This is a genomic window from Coprococcus sp. TM115-187, assembly GCF_027679115.1.
In the GTDB taxonomy this organism is placed as follows: Bacteria; Bacillota; Clostridia; order Lachnospirales; family Lachnospiraceae; genus Allocoprococcus; species Allocoprococcus comes.
The window spans coordinates 1-15,514 of the sequence record NZ_JAQEKS010000015.1; the positions used below are offsets into that span (position 1 = coordinate 1).

The window sequence follows — 15,514 nt, forward strand, 5'->3', positions numbered from 1 at the left end:
CTATTCTGCTGTAATATTTATTCTACAATCTTCCAGTTATCGTCCTTATGAAGCACAAGCTCATACTGCGAAATTTGTGTCATTTTCGACTTGTTATCCAGATATTTCACAGACACACTGACATTAAGATTATCGCCGTCTTTGGTAAAGACAGGGTTTACCAGTTCTGAAAATACATAGTCGCCGGATACAGGAGCAAGCACACCGTCTTTGACATAGTAGGCAAGTTCCTTTTCCGTAGCTGTCGGGTACAGCTTAAAGAATGTTTCCAAGAAAGCGGTAGCGTCTTTGACTGAATCGGAGCTGACACTGACATCGGCTTCCTGTGCTTTCGGTTCATACTTTGATTTCTGCATTGCCGGAGCAAGGGTAGGATTCTGGGTAATGACCATTGCACCGTCCTTATCCACATGAACGGTTACAGTGTAATTTTCTGTGACTGCCTGTGTCTGTTCTCCCTCTTTTACCTGCTGATCTACTTCGTAGGCAACGGTAAAATCGTCCGTTCCAGACTGTTCTACATTCCAGACCAGCACATTTGTAACAGTAGCACTGGTTGGTATGTCCGTTCTGATGGTATCGGCGTTCAAGTCCTGCAATTCTTTGGTAAGGTATTTACTGATTTCTGTTGTCCTTGCTTCAATGGCTTCCTTGCTGGTATCCCATGAGTAGTAGGCTTTTGCAAAGTTCTTGACGAAATTCTCAATACCGTTAGTATCGTTCAATCTTAGCTGAATGATTTCTTTTTCATGTACCGTGTGGGTGTCAATGGCGGTAAAGTTCTTATACACACCAAAGCTGGTGCTTGTCAGAAGCACCACCCACAACAGCAGGACAGATTTTTTATGTGTCCCGACTTTCATGGTACGCACTTTCTTATTCTTAGGTGCTTTCTCTATTTTTTCTTTCTTCTTAAACATATTTCAAGTCCTTTCTATTGTTTGATTCTTCCGGCACAAATGATGTGCTGTTGCCAGTAGGCAGAGGTCAAATCGGTATAGCCGATTGGATTTCCGGCATGATACATCTGATTGTTTCCCACATAGATTCCTACATGGGTAACATAGTCGCTGGTATTGTAAGTGGAATGGAAAAAGACCAAATCGCCAGCCTGTGCCTGTGACAATGGGATATGCTGAGTTGCGTCATACTGTGCTTGTGCGGTTCGTGGCAGGCTGATTTCTGCTTTTCCGTAGCACCACTGGGTAAGACCAGAACAGTCAAAAGAGGTGTTCGGGTTACTGCCACCGTAGACATACTTCCAGCCTTGATACTTCAATGCTTCATTCATAACTGCCTGTACCGTTTCGTTGCTGAACTGCTTCACGGTCAGATATTGGTTGACCAGCTCCACATAGAACATATTTCCGTAGTTATAACGCCAGCCACCATTTTTACTGACTGCTATTGGGTTCGTATAGGTCACTTTTGTACCGCCGGATTTATTCTTTGCGAAATTCTCTGCAAGATTGAAGCTGTGCTTTTTCCCGTTCTTCGCCACATAGTCTGCATATCCACCACCATAGTTATAAGATTGAATGACCACGTTAATGTCATTCATGCCTTTTGCTTTACAGGAAGAAAGCAGGGACGCAAAATATTTACACCCCTGCTTTATTGACTCTTCTGTACTTAATGAGTTTGGCGGTAGTCCCAGACTTTCGCTGGACTGCATGACATCGGTAGCCGTACCGCCACTTTCCACCTGTATGATGGCAAGCAGGACGTTCACATACTCCGAGATACCGTTTTCTCTGGCGTACTTTTCTACCATTGGCTGATGTTTGAATACATCGGCTGACAGGTTCATGCCAGAGTAGACAGGCGAATAGCTGTTGGAACTGTCGTCATCTTCGCCGGAAATCAATATTCCGAAAAAGAGGACGATGGAAAAAAGGACAGGAAATATCGTACCTATGATAAAGATACGCTTTAATCTCATTTCTTCCATCCCTTCTCTGGTTGCTTCGTAACAGTCTTACGATTCTGTTTTTGGTTGACCTGTTTCTGTACAGTGGTTTTCTTTCGATTACTTCTGGATTCCTCTATGTTTGTCTGGTTTGTTCTGGCAACCGATTTGACCTGTTGTTCCTGTCTGATGTTGGTTCGGATAGTTTCTTTTCCAGCCTTGACTTCTGCATTTTTTATCACAGGAGAAGTAGCAGGACGTTTCATATCTGGCTTCGTAACTGTATCGGTCGGTGCAGGTTTTGGAACAGGTGTGGCAACAGGGCGTTCATGGCTTCTGGTAGCTCCGGCTGTCGCTGATCCATTCGCATGAACTGTCTGCTTTGCTTCCTGTGCTTTCTGTAATTCCTGCTTTTTCTGTGAGATATTTTCCCTGTGCAGGTTACGTTTCTGTGTACGCTGTTCCTGTCGGTTTTCCCGTTCTTCCACAACGCCACGCTTAAAGTCTGATACATTATCCTTTGCTTTCTGTTTGGCAGAATGGACAGCATAACCAGCCTGTGTCGGTAAATCTTTCACATTTTCTTTAAGTGAGGAAACACTGTCACGGACTTTATTTTTTGTATCCATCACAGCACCCACCGCAGAACCGACACGACTTCCCATGCTGGCAGAGGTATTTTCCCGTTTCTTTGGCGGTTGGTTCGTTGCTGGCTTTCCGGCTCTGGCAACACTTGCACCTGCCACCGCACCTGCAACACTTCCAGCACCGACAGCCCTTGCAATCCGGTGTTCCATACGTCTTGCCCTGTGTCGCATGAACACCATCGGTCTACGGAAAATCCGGCGACCTATCTGCTGGCTGTCATTGGCATTCAGGCTGAACATACTCATTAGTTCTCCGAGCTTCATGTAGATTCCGGCAAAACAGATTATCTGCAAAAACGCCACCATGAAGAACGGGTAATCCTTGGAAATGTTGTAGAACATACTGGAAATCGAAAATGCCACGGTCACAATCAGCGTGATTCCAGCTCTTGTCATAATGGCGTTGAATACACGGACAACTGCCTGTTTCGCCATGTTCTCATAGGTTGGTATCATGGACAGTAAAAAACTAATCGGTAAAAACATGGCATATATGATAAATAGTATCTGGGAAAATAACATCATGCCGGTAAGCAGGAAGATAAAGATTGTGATACCGAGATTGAAAATAAGCAGGAAGAACACCATGCCAAGACGGTTGACGACCTGTGGAATGGTAAGGTTGTCATTGTCGTTATCTTCAATCTCTGCTTTCACAACATTTTCCCTTGTTTCCCCATCTTCGTCTGACGGGCTGGCAGATACCAGCGCTTCCACACGGTCAGTCCCGATTTCTTCGGTATCGCTATTCCCGAACTGCAACAACAGCCACGGTTTTTCTACCTGTATCGCAAAAAGGCTGTCACGGATAAGGTCTACGCTGTCCTTGCCTTTGCTTTCTGAATCGGGGAGCATGATTTTTGTCCCCAAGTCCAAAGAAGCGGTGCTGATGTCCGAACTGAAATCATTGATTTTCTGGATATAGTTAGGAGCATAAGCAATAAAGGAAGCCGATACGATGAACACCACCACAAAATTGATAACGGCGTGAAGTGCCTTGCTGGTTTCCCGTTTGAGAAGTCCTGTATAGGCAGTGTAAACACCTACAATCAGAATGATAATGAGCAGGAATCCCACATAGAATCCACTGCTGGAAAATCCATGTTCGGTCACTCCGGCAAGTGTCTGGATACTTTTCCCGATACTGTCTGCCATGTCATTGATGAAGTCCAGCTTATACGCCTGTTGCACCACATATCCTGTGGCATTGCTAAGATACAGGCTGATTGTCCAGACAAAATTTGTGATACAGTAAAGCCCGTACTGCACCGATTTTCCAATGCCGTCCAGCCAGTTCCACGGTAGCCAAGACCAGCTATTGTCCACATAGAAATCAAGCTGATAGTTGGAAAGCGGATACTTTGAATACAGGTTGTCTGCATTGATCGTATCATCGACCAGTCCAGACGCATGAGCTACCGTCCCAAGCAGGGACAGCAGTGCCAGCGTAACGGTCACGGCAAGCAGTACCAGTTTCAGTACATGGAATACCTTTTCTCTTGTGATAGATTTTATCATTCCAAATCCACCTCACTTTTTATCGGCGGTCTGGTATCAAAGGCATGGAGCAGTTCTACAAAGACAGGGTGTATCTGTACCACACCGACACGCCCGTATAAATCCTGCATTAAGCATTGTCCGTTCTCCAAATCCCTCAACCGTTTCTGATTGTTTTCGTCCTCACTGTCCAGCCCGAAAAACTCTAAGGTCTGCTTGATTTCATTGGTATCTGTGGAGCGGAAAGCAAACTTTAAACCGATGTTATTTTTCAGACTTTCTTTCGATACGTCCCCAGAGGATTGTGTCACGAAATAGACTCCGGCGTTCATGGCTCTGCCAGCACGCACCAGTTTATTTGAGAGTGTTTCGCCCTGTGCCACATTTAAGAACGCCCATGCTTCGTCCAAATCCACGATTTTAAAAATGCTTCGGTCACTGTGAATAAAGTCAAGGGCAAAGGTACTGATAACAATTAAGATGGATACCGACAACAGTTCAATGGTCGTGTATTCCTCAAAGGTAGTATCCTTATCCGGCAGAACCAAATCTGCAACCTGTATGATGTTGAGCTGGTTATCCAGACTGATTGCATTTTCCACCGAACCGTCCGAGAACAGGAGCTGTGCAAAATCATAGTCAGTAAAACTTTCGATATGGTCTGCAATGTTACGGGATACGGCGGTATCCTCTTTCCGCAGTTCCTCAATGACCTGCAACAGCCCGTGGTTCTGATTCTGGGATACCGTGCGGACAGCTTTTCTAAGGACAGGAAACTTTTCGCCATCACGACTGCTGATACCTGTAAGGAACGTCAGAATATCAATGGCAAGACTTTCAGCGTCCTTGACATCTTTCATAATCACATACGGGTCTAACAGCCCTTGATTGCTGGAATCACTGGTAATGTTTACAATGTTGATTTCCTCTGCAATCTCCGGCAGTGTTTCTTTCCAGTTTCCACGCTCACTTTTCGGGTCTAGGATAACTGCCTGTCCACCGAACAGAACGGAATAATACACCAGCAGGTTATTACAGAATGATTTTCCACCACCAAGCGAACCTACAAAAGCAGAAGCCAACGCATTTGTGACCGTACCTTTTACCCCTTGACTGGCAAGGGACGGTTGCAGGTAGACATTTCTTCCTGTATCCACGGAATACCCGATATAGATTCCTGTATTTTCTCCCAACATCTGGGTAGCACCAAAACCAAGTCCGGCTAAAAAGTCGGATTTCACATACTGGATATAATCATTGATATAACGTTTGCTGGCTGGAAGAAACTCTCCATGCAGTCCCATCATATCTCCGGCAGGGCGAACCAGCTTCACATTCAAATCATCGTAAAAGTCCTTGATTTCATCACAACGGCGTTTCAGTTCGTCAAGATCGGGTGCAGATACCCGTATGACGTAACTTAACTTGTACATACTTTCCTTGCTCTGGTCTAAATCTGTTTCCAGTTCATCGACACTGTCTAAGGCTTCCACCACATTTGAACTTGTTTCATTTCCGGCTTGATAGGCGTGATTGTCCAAGTCCTTTAATTCCTTTTTCTTATTACGGACAGTGGTTAAGGCTTTCTTATTTCCGACAATCTCAACATTCATGGACGTATCCACAGGGAATGTGAACTGCTGTTGCTGGAAATAAAAGATTTCCGATGATGGGAAGTCCAGTTCTCCGACAATGGCATTGACCGTAAGGTAGGACACATAGCTTTCACTGTCCTCATGTTCCAGACGCAAATATCGCTGGCTTTCTTCCACCACGCAACGGGTAGGACGGATAAGGTCATAATACTTAATCAGTGTTTCTCTTTTTAATTTTCTTTTTGGAAGAGGATACTCATAATCTTCATAGGCTATCCCGTCCCTGCCGTAGAGGTGTTCCATCAGATACGCAAAGTCTTTGGCTTCCAGTCGGCGGATTTTGAACCTACGGGAGATTTTGTTTTCCAGTAATTTCTCCATCTTCACATAACGGTTGATTTCATCATTGCTCATAGAAACAAAGTCGTTCATCAGCGTATGCCTTACCTCATTCAAAAACTCACGGAATGTCAGAAATACCGATTTTTTGATGTTCTTCAGATTGACTTCGTCCTCTGTGACCATGAGCTTGAATCCCAGAAAGAAACGGTAATCTACTTGATTGTCGCCTATCATGGATACAAGGGCTTCGGTCTGGTCGTCTATCTTTTGGATTGCTACCTCACGGAGCTTTCCAATGACCAGCTTCTTTGACTGTTCCTGTATGCTTCGGATTGAACTTTCGGTTGCAATCTGCAACGCATGAATCTTTCCCTCACGAGACTGTGCGATAAGCTGACGGAAGCTGTCATGCACAAGGTATTTCTGTTCTGGGGATAAGAATGAATAATTGTACGGTATCAGCTCATAGTAGGCGAACACCTCATTGTCCTTATTCCAGACAAGGTTATTGTCGATATATTTAATCGGGAACATAGGTCACACTCCTTACTGCCGTGATAGTTTCCTCAAATTTCTGCTTATGCAGGTTCACGGCTTTTCCGGCATAAGTCACTTTGGGACGCAGAGCATACAGCACCATCGTCTTGATGTAACTGTATGGCTTTTTCCCGTCAAAGGTTTTCTGTGACATAAACCATGTAAGGGCAACGGGAATCCCGAAATATTTCAAAAACGCACCCTCAATCATGGAAAGTGGCGGTACATCTGCAAACAGAATGATGATAAATTCCGTCAGCACGAACCATGTAATCTGGGTAAAGGTCACGGGGAATGGCAGGTTTACATCATTGATGGCATACAGTACCTTTTCCACGTTCCAGATACTTGTATAACTTCGAATTTTCTTCACTTGTAAATGCTCCTTTCTTCATTTTCATAACAACAGGGACAGCCAGATTTCCCAGACTGACCCAAGAGAAAAGCTGACAGTAGCACCAGTGGCGGTGCTGATCTGCCAGCCCTTAACGCAGTACCTCACAGATACCAGCATTTGTTTCAATAAATGTTCCCTCTATATTGAGGTCACGCCCGTAGGCTTCATAGTCGATATAGTTCTGTAAGTGGGACGGGATTTCTCCGAGTGCCTGTACTTCATCAATCAGATAGTAGGCTACATCGGTCATCGTTTCACAGCCGGAATATAGAATAATGTCGTCTTTATGCTCCACCAATTCTTCCAGACTTCCATAGCAGGATATAAAACTGTCCAAGTCGTCCAGCATATAGTCTGGTAATTCTTCCAACTGCTCATAGATACGGTTCAATTCTGAAATGGAAATATATTCGCTAATCTCCATCGGGAAGTTGTCCGTATCATGGATTGCGTATTCTTCGTACTCTGCATTTAAGCCGATACGTTCTGCAATCACTTCTTCGTCCAACGGAAAAGAGAACCAGTCCCCGACCAGCTCTCCCTCATTGTACTTGCCAAGATTGGCTATATAGACTTGCATATCATCAATCATAAGCGGTTCACTTCCTTTCGGTTGTATTCATAAAATCTGCCATAAGCAATACCACCATTAGAGCTTGAACATACCGTTGTTGCAGAGGGCATAGCGTCCTTTTTCTTCCAGCTCATGGGCGTAGGCTTCCAGATTAAAATATTTCTTTCCCTTTTCGGAGAGAGCAGAAAATTCAATGTTATGCTCCAAGCGGTAACGGGCAACGTCCATGATGTTGTGGCACTCTGGATAAAACAGAAATTCTTCGGATTTCTGCAATAAATCCTCTACACCGCCACAATAGGGAATCAAGTCTTTGTATGCCTGCTGAACTTCTGGCGATAAATCCGTGTAAGTAAAGTACAGCTTGTTTAACCGTCTGACAGATGTTGTCCTTACAATGTCGCCAGCAAAGGGGAGCTTCATATCAATGATTTGATAATCTTTGCTGTCAACTTCCACGCCGAGCAGGTCACGGAACAGCTCATAATCAATGGGTAAATCAAACCAGCGAGAGGTTTTATCCTCTGCTGATTTTGTCGTTTCAATCAATACGCTACATTCTTTCATAGGCTTTACGCTCCAATAATCTTATTGAATAACTGTAACAATACGTCTTTTACACCAGACGCATTGAATACAAGACCAACGGCTACTAAGGCAACTACCAAGAATCCGATGAGTTTGGAAAACTCACGCTTGAATCCCAAGTAGATTCCGATAACAACAATCGCCATCAGCACAAGGCTCTGTGCGTTGCTTAAAAACCAGTTATAAAGGTTCTGTCCAAAATTCATGCTTTCTTTTCTCCTTTCAGTTCCATCATTTTTCGGTCAGACTGTCTGCCAGCCTGTAAAATACACATGGCAATCACGCCAACTGTTCCACCTAAAGAGAAGAACAGAAAGTCAAATAATAATCGTTGCATTTTTCAATTCTCCTTTTCTAAAATCACATCTTCGGTTGATGTGGTCTGTTGTTCGATTATCTTGTAGTGCTTTTCCGTCAGTTTCGTGGATTTACGGATTTCTTTCAGATAATCAATCCCTGTTTTCGCTGTGATTGTTTCCAGCATTTTGAGTGTCGGGTCAACCTGCCGTTGAATCCAGCGTAGGGTTCTGTCCAGTGTGTAGGGTTCGGGTTTGGTCGTGAGCTTTAACGGCTCTCTGTTTTCCCCGATGAACCACGCCCAGCGGACAGATAATTTCCAGTCGCTCCGTTTCTTGTCTGCTTCCTTATCCACAAAGCGTACATAACGGTTGATAATAGAAAATGCCGTCCGTTCAGCGTCATAGTAAGTCAGCAGGTCACGGACAGCATAATAAGCACGTTCATTTTTTAACCGTATTTCAAATCTGTTTTTTATCGGTGCTTCCTCAATGGGAATCCCAAGTTTGATGTACTGCTCATAGCTTTTTTCATAGACACAGAAGTACACCTCACTTTTCAATGAGCCGATATAAAGCGTATAGCCCATACCAGCCTTGTCCTGTTCCTCATGCTTAACCAGTTCGCCGGAAGCGTAGGACTTAAAGGAACGGAACACCGATACACATTCCTCATTCCGGCATTTTTCGGTCAGCTCTGGAATATCCAACATTCCTGTATGGTCATTGATGGCAAGGTCAAGACGTTTCATCACACCGCCGTCTACCAGAGCGTCCATAAGGAAGTCATACCAGCTCCGTTCCTGTGCCAGCAGATAACTTTCAAACTGGCGACAGCCTTTGCCTTTCAGTTCCAACAGGACACCTTTTTCTTCATCGGGAGAAGTATATACGAAAATATCTCCGATGTAGTAGTGTTCTGTATAACTGTAATGCCCGAAGTCCTCATGTATCATGTACTGAATATTGAGCTGTAAAATATCTTTGATGATATGTCCAATATCCAGTGTCGGAAACCGTATCCTCACATAATCAAACAGCATGGTAAGCGGTGCTTCTGGATTGAATTTTTCCAGAGCTTCCAGAAGTTTTACTTTCATTTCTTCTGTGACCGCCACCTTGCCGGATTCGATACGGCTTAAATGTTCACGGCTGATTCCAGCCATGACCGCAAGTTTCGTCTGGGATACACCGTACTGCAAACGCCTGTCTGCAAAATCCTGTATCCACTCTGTATCATTCAGTGCGATACCCCCTTTATGAAAAAAACTGTGACATTTTTTATCCGATGTCACAGCAGTAAAAAAAGCTACCAAACACTTGATATGAGCCAAGAATCGGTAACTTTTGTGTATGTTTCCTTGTGATTTGTGCCCCTCTGTTAGATACCGAGGGGCTGTTGTTTGCTGGCGTGGCTACCGCCACACCAGCAAGGCTAGTCCGTACCTGTGGCTTTCGCTTCGCACGCCACCTGTCCGTCCTGCCTTATGTGTGCAAGTCCCCCAATCGTACCTAAGAAATCATAGCCTTTAGGTACAAGGGGAGTATAAAATTCCGATATGACACTTGTTCCCACATCACAGTATCCACGTCCTTTGATTCGCTTCTGGAAAAACTGTTTTTTTACATCACTTCCAAAGAGCATACCGTAGCCGAGTTCACTCATGCGACCAAGTCCCACACGGAAATTGAAATTATCTCTGATACCGTCCCCGAAATACTTTGCGTCTGGACGCTGGCAAGCCACAATCAGAAAGTATCCAGCCTGCCTGCCGAGCATGACGATTTTCTTTAGCTGGCTTAACAGGGCGGTGCTTTCTTTTGTCGCGAGCATTTCTAGGAAAGCCACGTATTCATCAAAGATAAGGAACTGTGGAGCAAGCCCCAGATAGGCATAGTTTTCCCCTGTACGGTAGTTCGGGTGCAGTTTCATTTCTTCCGAGCGTGTGACCATGCCCTCATAAAAGGCATTGACGCAGTCAATCATATCGTCTTTCGTGTGGTAGACATTTTCCATGACCATTCCCAAGTCTGCAAGGTCAGCGTTCTTCGGGTCAAGAATGTATAAATCCGCATTGGTTCTAAGCAAGGCTTCAATGATGGTCAGCAGAAAATAGGTTTTTCCACCACCTGTACCACCGCAGATAAGGGCATGGGGAAGTGAATCGTATTCCCACACCAGATTTTTCATTAACCGCAGACCGCCGTTTTCGGCAATCACTTCATCAATCGAAATACGGTTCGCTATCATATCATAGAGCAGGGTGTATTCGATATAGCCGTCATGCAGTGTCTTGTCGGTCAGCTCACAGTACAGTCCCGATTCCAGTTTATCCTCTAAGGACAGGAGCTGTTCTTGATATTTTCCCATTGTGATTTCACACAAGATATGGAGTAATCCATTGTCCATCTGGTAGTAGATTTTCGGAAACCACACGATTTTTTCTCTTGATCTGCTTTGCAGGTCAGTGAAAAAAACGCTGTCTTTTGTGTTCTCCGCTTCATACCATTTATTTTCCAACACCATACGAGCCAATTTTTGTCTGTGTAGCAACCGCTTGATACTGTCATATCCGTAACGATAGTAGAGAAAAGCGACCAATGCACAAACACCAGTCGCTATCAGAACCGTAATAGAATTGTAGACAGTCCAAGTAATTCCGGCATGGAGCAGGTTAAAATCTTTCCATTCGGTAACAAGAAGCTGTCGCAGGTTCAGTAGCAGGAACACCGCAACGAACAGGAGCAACAACCAGCCGATACAGAAATGATAGACCAGCGATTTGTCACTGGCACGAATCCTGTTGCCTTTCTTCTTCCACAACATACGCTAACACCTCTTATTTCTTAGACGTTTGCTGTGGAGCATTGTTCTGTGAATTTCCGGCATGAGTAGCTTTATTTTTCAAAATAATATCATCTGCCTTTACATACCAGTCCACATCTGCACCACGGTAATTCGCATTGGCTACCGTATCCGCAACAGGGTTGATAAGTTCCACTTCGGCGTTGTAGTCATAGTCCTTTAACGGAACAGTCGCCGGAACGGATACCTGTATCATGCGTCCCTGTGTGTTGCATTTTAAATCGTAAGTACGTTCCTTGATTTCCTCACTGACCGTCCCATCTTCATTCTGTACATGAACCTCACGGCGTAATGCGGAGAACTTCAACACTCCGAATGTCTTTTCTTTATCAATGACGATTCCATTTGCTAATCTCATAATCTGAATACCCCCTTATTTATTTTCTACTGGTAACATATCGTCTGCAAGTAAGATGTAATTGACAAATCCACGTTCCCCGATTTTATAACCATCGGTAGTGATTCGTGGGTTGATAAGTTTTACTTTCTGCTCCGGCGAGAAATGTTTTTCGCCAGCTTTGGCAGGAAGTGTCACAACTACATCATCGGCTCTCTGTACATCGGAATACAGGTTGTAGCTTCTGTTAATGACAGCTATACGCCCGTTGATTCTCTGTTGTTCCGTAGTATTTTCTCCGGCAAACTCCAAGTTTCCGAATGTCTTTTCCATGTTTGGTACGACAAATCTTAATTCCATAAATAATTGACCTCTTTTCTTTCTGTTTTATTTTCTTTCCTGCTGTACTTTGTGGGGAGCTACACTCCCCACGCCCCTAGTGGACTTCACGCTCCCGTAAACCAAGTGCTTCACGGGAGCGTGAAGTTGCAAAAAGGGTGGCGACCTTGAACGTTCCACCGACCGCTACGTTACTGCCTTACGATTTTTTTCTACGGCGTTTGAAGTAAAGCATCCCGCCAAGCCCTACGCAGGAAAGACCGAGCATGGCAAGATAAGCATAGATATTGGTATTGTCGCCTGTTTTTGGACTGTCACTTGTCTTAGTAACCGTAGATGCTGTATCCGGCGTGTCGGTATCCTTTGGTGTGTCTGGGACTTCCGGCACTTCCTTGATTGTCACGGTCTGTCCATCGTCTGTGATGTCCTTATGTTCCGTCACTTTCTTTGGTTCGTCTGGATTGGTCATATCGTATAATTCCTCAAAGGTAACAAGGTTTTTACCACCAAGTGAAGAACCATCAAAGGTAAACGCAATCTCAACCGTCATTTTTTCACTGTCGGCTGTGAACTCATAATCATTGGATACTTTCTTTCCATCAATCAGAAGTTCTGCATTTTCCTCTTTTAACATCTGCCAGCCGGAAAGTTTGTATTTTGTTCCAACTTCCAGACCATCTAATGTGACTTTATCCACAATCGTTACATCTTTTCCGGCTTCGATTTCTTTCTTGCCGTTCTTGTCCGTAGCAGTCGTATGGATTTTGATGATACGTTCCGTGATAAGAACCGTCTGTCCATCATCGTTGATGTCTTTATGTTCGGCAACCTTGACAGGCTCTTTCGGATTGCTCATATCGTACAATTCCTCAAATGTAACAAGGTTCTTACCGCCAAGAGCTGAACCATCAAAGCTGTAAGTAATCTCAACCGTCATTTTTTCGCTGTCAGCAGTGAATGTGTAATCACTGTCTACACGTTTCCCGTCAATCAGAAGTTCGGCGTTTTCTTCCTTTAACATCTGCCAGCCGGAAAGTTTATATTTTGTTCCAACTTCCAAGCCATCAAGTGTGACTTTGTCCACGATCTTGATGTCTTTTCCGGCAACAATCATTTTTTCGCCTGTTTTCTTGTCGGTAGCTGTGGTATGGATTGTGATTTCTTTTTCGTATTCATCGGTCAGTGTCCCTAAATCTACGGTCACTTTATTTCTGGATACGACTACCTCAAAAGCTGGAATCAGCTTAAATCCGGCGTTGGAATCACACTTTAATTCCTCAATCACATAGGTATCATAGAGTAATGCACCTTTGCTGTCGTCTGGTTCAGATGTACCAAACCATACACCGTCCTCACTGGATTTTCCGGCATTGGTATTGACCTTGTGGGAAGCCCAGCTTGAAGCAGTAGAGAACTGACCGTTTTTATCAGTAACTACATTATGGGATTCTCCCGTTGTCTTGCTTGTAATTCTGAATGGAACACCTGCAAGACGTTTATGTGTACCTGCACCGATTTTTACACCCTCAATATCGCCACGCTTAATCTGGTTGTAGACAGAGTGGGATTTGTCGGTCAAGTCCACGATTTTTCCATCTTCTGTGATAGAAAAGTCGATTGCTTTTGCACCATCTGTTAAGTAGCCCTCTGGTGCTTTGCTTTCTTCTAATCTGTAATTTCCGTAAGGAAGCAAGTCAGCAGAAGTAGAAGCGATTCCGTCAATACCTGTCTGAATCTTCTTTACGGTTTCATTCTTGTTATATAATTTTCCCTCAACCAGTACAGGATTATCATTTAAGGAAATGATGTTAAACTCTGTGTACTGTAAGGTCGCACTTCCCTGTGCTTTGATATCCTTTGTTTCAAGGTCACGCTTCTGGATTTTTACACCGCCACGGATAACCTTGTCGGATACGGAATACTGGTTGCTTCCAGATAGTACGGCAAGTTCGCCATCTTCGGAAATCTGTGTAAGGTATGTTCCCTTAATCTGTTCGGAACTTCCGTCAGCCTGCATATATGCACCATCTAATAAGTAGCCGTTTGGTGCTTTTGTTTCTGTGACAGTGAGTGTACCAAGTGGCAGTACATTTTTACTGTCCTGTGTATAGAAGCTGTCGCCGGATACTTTGTAGCTGTCGGCAAGTCTGGATACATAATGGATAGTTCCGTCACTGTCTTTTTCGGCAACGGTTTTTGTTGTCCATGTACGGGTAGCCTTTGCAGGAAGATTGTCTGCATTGTAGTAACCGTCATAATAGCTCCATGTGAACTCCGCACCCTCTAAAGAAGCAGTTCCCTGTGGAGTGGATTTTCCTGTTTCCATGTCGATTTTGAATAAATCAATCAAAGTTTCTGTAACTTTTGGAGTGTCGGCAACAGTCAAAGTCGCTGTTTTTCCAACTTCCACATTTAAGGCATGGACAGTAGAATCCAGCTTGTAACCCTTTGGAGCAGAAAGTTCTTTGATGTAAACTGTTCCGGCTTTTACCTCAACTTCTTTGGTATCGCCGTTTCCATCGGCAGTAAGTGTGGCAAGCTGGCTGTTACAGCCCTTATCAGAATGCTCATGTGCCATAAAGTAACACACTGATAAATGCAGACAGCCAACCTCTATTCCGTATAAAATGGCATATATGGCATTTCAAATATGTGGTTCAGAAGTAGAAGAAAACTGAAAACAGTATTCCACAATTTGAAAGGATAGAGGTAATTGAGCATGGAAAAAACAGTATATATCACAGAGGAAGAACGGGAAAAGTGTCGCAAAGTGATTGATGTGTTTGAGGAACTGTACGAAATAGAGGACGAAGATATTTTGTTGGTTGATGTTGGTAGGTATGGCTTTGTTAAACTGCAATGCTATACAGCGTCACATGGCTTTGAGGAGCTTGACACCTATACAGACAGTAACAGCTTATTTGAGGGGCTTTGGGAGGAATGGCTTAGTCTAAATGTATTTTTGCTTGCGAGAGAAATGCAGTTAGCTGATGTTCTTTATGATGATTTATTCAACAATCTTCCAAAGGAAAAACAGTCAGAGCTTACCGGGAGAAAAGACTACTTTGCAAAAAAGGCGGGTATCACTCTGTAAAATGAATTTTGCAGAAAGGAAACGCTCTATGTAGTGGATAAAAAAAGATTAGAATGGCTCTGTATATAATAACATACAGGGCTTTTCTTTTCCGAACCAACGACCAAAAGACAAACATTGTGGAAATGTGCATAACAGGCTATGGAATCATGGATAACTCTATTCACAGCACATGGAAAAGCTAAAGTGCAGCTTTCCCACGTCCTGCAAACAGAGTTACCCACAATTCCATGATACAGTCAGTTATACACATTACGCACAATGCCGACTACTACGGAATCCAACTCATTTTTTCACAGAACAAGATTTGCTTTTACAGAAAGAGATTATAGGTTGGAATGGAGATACGGGAGCCTGCATAGAGCACAGTGGAAAAGTTGAAGAAACTGATTGAGGAAGAATTTGTCGGGCTTGTGTTTCTGTCTGCTGAAGATATGGAGTAATAGCAAATTGGGACATAGTGGTATAACTGCTTTGTCCCAATTTTTTTATTGTT

At 43.8% G+C, this 15,514-nt stretch carries 14 protein-coding genes and 1 pseudogene; 1 reads left to right on the top strand and 14 read right to left on the bottom strand.

Annotated elements, in window-relative coordinates:
• Window positions 1-17: 17 nt before the first annotated feature.
• The 14 genes and pseudogenes from PGW42_RS10465 to PGW42_RS10530 all read right to left on the bottom strand — a co-directional run.
• Window positions 18-920, bottom strand: coding sequence for a conjugal transfer protein (locus tag PGW42_RS10465; RefSeq protein WP_118487503.1), 903 nt, complete (start codon window positions 918-920; stop codon window positions 18-20).
• 14 nt (window positions 921-934) lie between these two features.
• Window positions 935-1,942, bottom strand: a complete 1,008-nt coding sequence (locus PGW42_RS10470; protein WP_117961083.1) for a bifunctional lytic transglycosylase/C40 family peptidase — start codon at window positions 1,940-1,942, stop codon at window positions 935-937.
• Window positions 1,939-4,074 (bottom strand): CD3337/EF1877 family mobilome membrane protein, encoded by a 2,136-nt coding sequence (locus tag PGW42_RS10475; RefSeq protein WP_270235141.1) that lies wholly within the window; start codon window positions 4,072-4,074, stop codon window positions 1,939-1,941. Before PGW42_RS10475 ends, PGW42_RS10470 begins: the two co-directional genes overlap by 4 nt.
• Window positions 4,071-6,524, bottom strand: coding sequence for an ATP-binding protein (locus PGW42_RS10480; RefSeq protein WP_270203256.1), 2,454 nt, complete (start codon window positions 6,522-6,524; stop codon window positions 4,071-4,073). The genes PGW42_RS10475 and PGW42_RS10480 overlap by 4 nt, the downstream gene beginning before the upstream one ends.
• On the bottom strand, window positions 6,511-6,900 hold the full coding sequence (locus tag PGW42_RS10485) for a conjugal transfer protein (RefSeq protein WP_005611098.1): 390 nt from the start codon (window positions 6,898-6,900) through the stop codon (window positions 6,511-6,513). Before PGW42_RS10485 ends, PGW42_RS10480 begins: the two co-directional genes overlap by 14 nt.
• Window positions 6,901-7,012: 112 nt before the next feature.
• A complete protein-coding gene (locus PGW42_RS10490; RefSeq protein ID WP_117961076.1) occupies window positions 7,013-7,516 on the bottom strand; it encodes an antirestriction protein ArdA in 504 nt (167 codons plus the stop codon).
• A gap of 57 nt (window positions 7,517-7,573) precedes the next feature.
• Complete coding sequence (locus PGW42_RS10495) at window positions 7,574-8,065, bottom strand: antirestriction protein ArdA (protein WP_117961074.1); 492 nt, start codon at window positions 8,063-8,065, stop codon at window positions 7,574-7,576.
• 5 nt (window positions 8,066-8,070) lie between these two features.
• Window positions 8,071-8,292: a hypothetical protein gene (locus PGW42_RS10500; RefSeq protein ID WP_004844214.1), complete on the bottom strand. Its 222-nt coding sequence runs from the start codon at window positions 8,290-8,292 to the stop codon at window positions 8,071-8,073.
• Window positions 8,289-8,423 (bottom strand): DUF3789 domain-containing protein, encoded by a 135-nt coding sequence (locus PGW42_RS10505; RefSeq protein ID WP_005611092.1) that lies wholly within the window; start codon window positions 8,421-8,423, stop codon window positions 8,289-8,291. Before PGW42_RS10505 ends, PGW42_RS10500 begins: the two co-directional genes overlap by 4 nt.
• A gap of 3 nt (window positions 8,424-8,426) precedes the next feature.
• A complete protein-coding gene (mobT, locus tag PGW42_RS10510; protein WP_173774966.1) occupies window positions 8,427-9,632 on the bottom strand; it encodes a MobT family relaxase in 1,206 nt (401 codons plus the stop codon).
• Between the two features lie 185 nt (window positions 9,633-9,817).
• A complete protein-coding gene (locus PGW42_RS10515) occupies window positions 9,818-11,209 on the bottom strand; it encodes an FtsK/SpoIIIE domain-containing protein (RefSeq protein ID WP_270203255.1) in 1,392 nt (463 codons plus the stop codon).
• A 13-nt stretch (window positions 11,210-11,222) separates the two neighbouring features.
• Complete coding sequence (locus tag PGW42_RS10520) at window positions 11,223-11,606, bottom strand: YdcP family protein (RefSeq protein WP_270203254.1); 384 nt, start codon at window positions 11,604-11,606, stop codon at window positions 11,223-11,225.
• Between the two features lie 15 nt (window positions 11,607-11,621).
• The gene (locus PGW42_RS10525) at window positions 11,622-11,945 is read right to left on the bottom strand and encodes a YdcP family protein (RefSeq protein ID WP_055060381.1); all 324 of its coding nucleotides are present in this window, start codon (window positions 11,943-11,945) and stop codon (window positions 11,622-11,624) included.
• Window positions 11,946-12,123: 178 nt separating this feature from the next.
• Window positions 12,124-14,487 (bottom strand): annotated as a pseudogene (locus tag PGW42_RS10530) (VaFE repeat-containing surface-anchored protein); the annotation flags it as partial.
• Between the two features lie 156 nt (window positions 14,488-14,643).
• On the opposite strand from PGW42_RS10530, the gene PGW42_RS10535 reads away from it, so the two are divergent.
• Window positions 14,644-15,018, top strand: a complete 375-nt coding sequence (locus PGW42_RS10535) for a hypothetical protein (RefSeq protein WP_002591345.1) — start codon at window positions 14,644-14,646, stop codon at window positions 15,016-15,018.
• The last annotated feature ends 496 nt before the right edge of the window (window positions 15,019-15,514 follow it).